The sequence below is a fragment of the Sphingomonas sp. A2-49 genome, from assembly GCF_025548555.1.
Lineage (GTDB): Bacteria > Pseudomonadota > Alphaproteobacteria > Sphingomonadales > Sphingomonadaceae > Sphingomonas.
This window is the reverse complement of record NZ_JAJLPA010000044.1, coordinates 1-3674: the sequence shown is the minus strand read 5'-3', so window position 1 is coordinate 3674 and position 3674 is coordinate 1. Positions and strand designations below refer to the sequence as shown.

Sequence of the window (3674 nt, the reverse complement as noted above, 5' to 3'; positions counted from 1 at the left end):
ATGTGGCAGGCACACGGCGTCAGGCTTTCGAACAAGCCGAGCGGATCCGCAGCACTAATCGCCATCCCGAGGTACGTCGAATGGCTTACGACCGGGTGGGCGCGCAGGATACCAAGACGGCGGGCGCCCCCACTGACCGCAAACGTTGGGCTCAATTACATTTATGTTTGCTCCATATGACGCCACAACCGGTTGACGTCCCTATCTGCTCTCCTAGCAGGCGATTTTTTGCCAGCAGCAAATTTTCGGAACGGCAGCTAACCCGTAGTTTCGGCCGGCGCTATGGAAGGCGTCCGCGCTAGTAGCTGTTGGTACTTAGGCACTATCCGCGCGACGCTATCCTTGTGAACCTTGCTGGACGTTACGCGTTCGATCCGACCTGGGCAGCTCTAAAGCTTGCGTGCCTACGCAGTCGAAAAGGTGCGACCAGAAGATAATCGGATGGAGAGACAGTATGAGTGATGGCAATCGTAGCGGGTACGGTGACACTGCCTCGGATCGTGGCCTCTCGGGAAGCACCGCTGGTGCGCTGGACGGACATGACGATCCGAACCGCGGCCCTCTGGATCGTGCGGCAAATGCACTCACCGGCGGCGCCGGTGGCGTCGGCAGTGCGTTAAACCACGATGATCCCAATCGGGGACCGCTGGACCGCGCAGAAAACGCGATGAGCGGCACTGATGATCCGAACCGCGGCCCGCTCGACCGGGCAGCAAATGCCCTCACCGGCGGCACCGGCGGGGTAAGCGCCGCGATGGGTCACGACGACCCTAACCGCGGCCCGCTCGATCGTACGGCGAATGCGGTGACTGGCAGTGCCGGCGGTGTGGCAGCGACCACGACCGGCGGATCCTATAGCGGAACTGGCGAAACCGTTTCGGCGATGTTCGACAGCGAGGCCGAAGCGCAGCGCGCCGTTGCCGACCTGCGGAGCGCAGGCGTCGATGACAGCGCACTTTCCGTGATTGCACGCAGCAACGGAACGACGACCGCACGCGATGTCAACGGCACCGTCACTGACGAGCATCATGAGAACCTCGCACGCGGCATCCTGGGCGGAGGTGCGCTTGGCGCCGGCCTTGGCGTCCTTGCGCTCGCGATTCCTGGTGTAGGCCCGCTCGTGGCGGCAGGCGCGATTGCCGCCTCCGCGGTTCCCGGCGCAATGGCAATCGGAGCGGCCGCAGGTGCTGCAGCCGGCACCTTCAACGAAACGCTGAAAGATCATGGGATCAGCGATGAAGACTCCTCCTACTACGGCGACCACCTCAGCGGTGGCGGCGTGCTGGTGACGGTCAGCGGCAGCGCAGCCAATGGCGATGCGGACGTCAGCGGCATTCTGCGCCGCAACGGCGGGCATAACGTAAGCAATCCTCGCACCGGGTCTCTTTGACCGCACTGGACGACCGGGAGCCGCAGCTCCTGGTCGTTCCCAAAGGTCAAACCCGGCAAAATCTCAAGCGATACGCGACCGCTGCTTCTGTCTTCTCAACGCTTTTGCCTCTTCAATCTTTGTAACAGCTCGGGGCGCATCGCCGAGGCATGGCGCGTCAGGATGAACATCGTCACGTCAATGCGACACTTGCATTGATACGCCATCTGCGTCCATCGTCCTCTTGGGTGACAAAAGTTCCACACCCATTAGCAGAGAGCGGTCTCGAACGGCTTGAGCCATGGCTGATCGCCGCATCGACGCCTAGGTGTGGATCGGCGTCGAGGCATGATCCCCGACTTTTTCGGCGCTTGTCGCTGATTTTGTTCGATATGTCTCGTTTAGGGGGGGCCCAATCGGCGCCGGTCGGGCCCCCACTTTCAGTCTTAATATTTCATTATCATCCGACTTACCTTCGATCCGACAGAGGTTACGCTTCAACGCCGATCCATAGAGGACGGAGTATTTTCTTCGACATAACTTCTCCCATGCTTGATCCTCATAGGGTCAGATCGCAGAGGTAGCGACAGCTTGAGGCTCGTGGCCTCTCACGTCGGAGCATTGCAATCGTGAGCACTTTTCACATCAGGGACCAGGAGATCGACATGCCCGACGACAAGTCAAAGCAGAGCGGACAGGACCGCAGCCGGGTAGCCGGTGATGAGCCATACGAAGTCGAGTATTTGGCTCTGAAACATGGTCTGACGCGGGGACAGGCCCGTGACCTGATCGTGCGGGTCGGCAATGACCGAGCGAAGCTGGACGAGGCAGCTAAGAGGCTGAACGGCAACAGGAGCGACGGGTAAACCGACGTGACCGGCATCTGGGCGGCAGGTTTGTGGGGCCTTGTCGGCGGATCGGCGCTGATCCTCGGCGCCGCTATCGCCTGGTTCGCGACCTTGCCGCAGCGCCTGATCGCCTCGATCATGGCGATCGGCTCGGGCGTGCTCATTTCCGCGGTCGCGTTCGACCTGATGGATGAGGCGTTCAAGCGGGGCGGCTTCGACTCTACCGCGCTCGGCTTTCTTAGCGGCGCGGCGGTATACACGGCGGCAAACATCATCGTTTCACGCCGTGGCGCGCGTCATCGCAAACGTTCGGGTTCGAACCCCAATGAGAGCCAACCTGACGCGCAGAGCGGGTCCGGCGCTGCCATCGCCATCGGTGCACTGCTCGATGGGATCCCCGAATCCGTGGTAATCGGAGTGAGCCTGGTTAGCGGGACCGGCGTGAGCACCGTGACTGTCGCCGCAGTGTTCCTTTCGAACGTTCCGGAAGGCCTATCGAGCGCGGCTGGCATGAAGGGAGCGGGCCGGAGCGCCCGATACATCTTCGGCGTGTGGGGGGGCATCGCGGTAGCTTCCGCGATAGCCGCGATGATCGGCAACATTGCGCTCGCCAATGCCAGTCCGGACCTAATCGCCGCCGTCACAGCAATCGCTGCCGGTGCGATCCTTTCGATGCTCGTGGACACAATGATCCCAGAGGCGACAGAGTCGACGCACGACTATTCCGGATTGATTGCGGTGATCGGTTTCCTGGGCGCCTTCGTGCTCTCCAAAAGTGGCGGGTAGAACCCGCCTGTCGTTCGCGGAGCGAGGCGCATTAGCTAAAATCGACCAGTCGGATAGGGATTGAACTCGACTGCTCGTCGTGTATCTCTGAGGCACCAGTGAAGGGGTTGTTCCATGAAGAAGATTTTCGCCGTCGCCGTCGCTAGCGGCCTCCTGTCGCTCGCGGCCTGCAACTCGAGCCCGCGCGAGCAGACAGCCGATAACATAGAGTCGAATACCGAAGCGGTCGCCGACAACCTCGAGGACGCCGCCGATAACACCGGCAACGCCGCCGCCGAAGCGACGCTTGAGAACAAGGCGGACGCGGTCCGTGCAACCGGCCAGAACCAGGCGGACGACATGCGCACTAACGACGCGGACACCAACCTTTCGAATGGCATCTGATAGCCTGAGCGCTTAGAGGCCAAGACAGGTTGCTCCCAAGCGGCTTGAACTGAGGGCATCCGGGGCAACTCGGGTGCCCTTTTTGCCGAACGCAGGCCTGACCAATTCAACACTCAGGGCGCGGAGACGCTGAAGCGGTCGGCAGGTAGCCCCCTTGCCATTTGTAGCGCGATTGCCCCGCTGTGGTGCCGCTCGGGCGAGAAAGTTCGCGTCGCGGGCATCCAGACGCCGGACTACGAAAGCGCGGAACCCTGCCGCCACGCGAACGTACGTCGCCTGACGGCCCG

At 61.8% G+C, this 3674-nt stretch carries 4 protein-coding genes; all 4 read left to right on the top strand.

Annotated features, from left to right (window positions below):
- Positions 1-454: 454 nt before the first annotated feature.
- The 4 genes from LPN01_RS18970 to LPN01_RS18955 all read left to right on the top strand — a co-directional run bounded on the left by LPN01_RS18970 (position 455) and on the right by LPN01_RS18955 (position 3387).
- Complete coding sequence (locus tag LPN01_RS18970) at positions 455-1390, top strand: hypothetical protein (RefSeq protein WP_262829987.1); 936 nt, start codon at positions 455-457, stop codon at positions 1388-1390.
- 644 nt (positions 1391-2034) lie between these two features.
- A complete protein-coding gene (locus LPN01_RS18965) occupies positions 2035-2235 on the top strand; it encodes a DUF3606 domain-containing protein (protein WP_262829986.1) in 201 nt (66 codons plus the stop codon).
- 6 nt (positions 2236-2241) lie between these two features.
- A complete protein-coding gene (locus tag LPN01_RS18960; RefSeq protein ID WP_262829985.1) occupies positions 2242-3003 on the top strand; it encodes a ZIP family metal transporter in 762 nt (253 codons plus the stop codon).
- 114 nt (positions 3004-3117) lie between these two features.
- A complete protein-coding gene (locus LPN01_RS18955) occupies positions 3118-3387 on the top strand; it encodes a hypothetical protein (RefSeq protein WP_262829984.1) in 270 nt (89 codons plus the stop codon).
- Positions 3388-3674 lie beyond the last annotated feature (287 nt).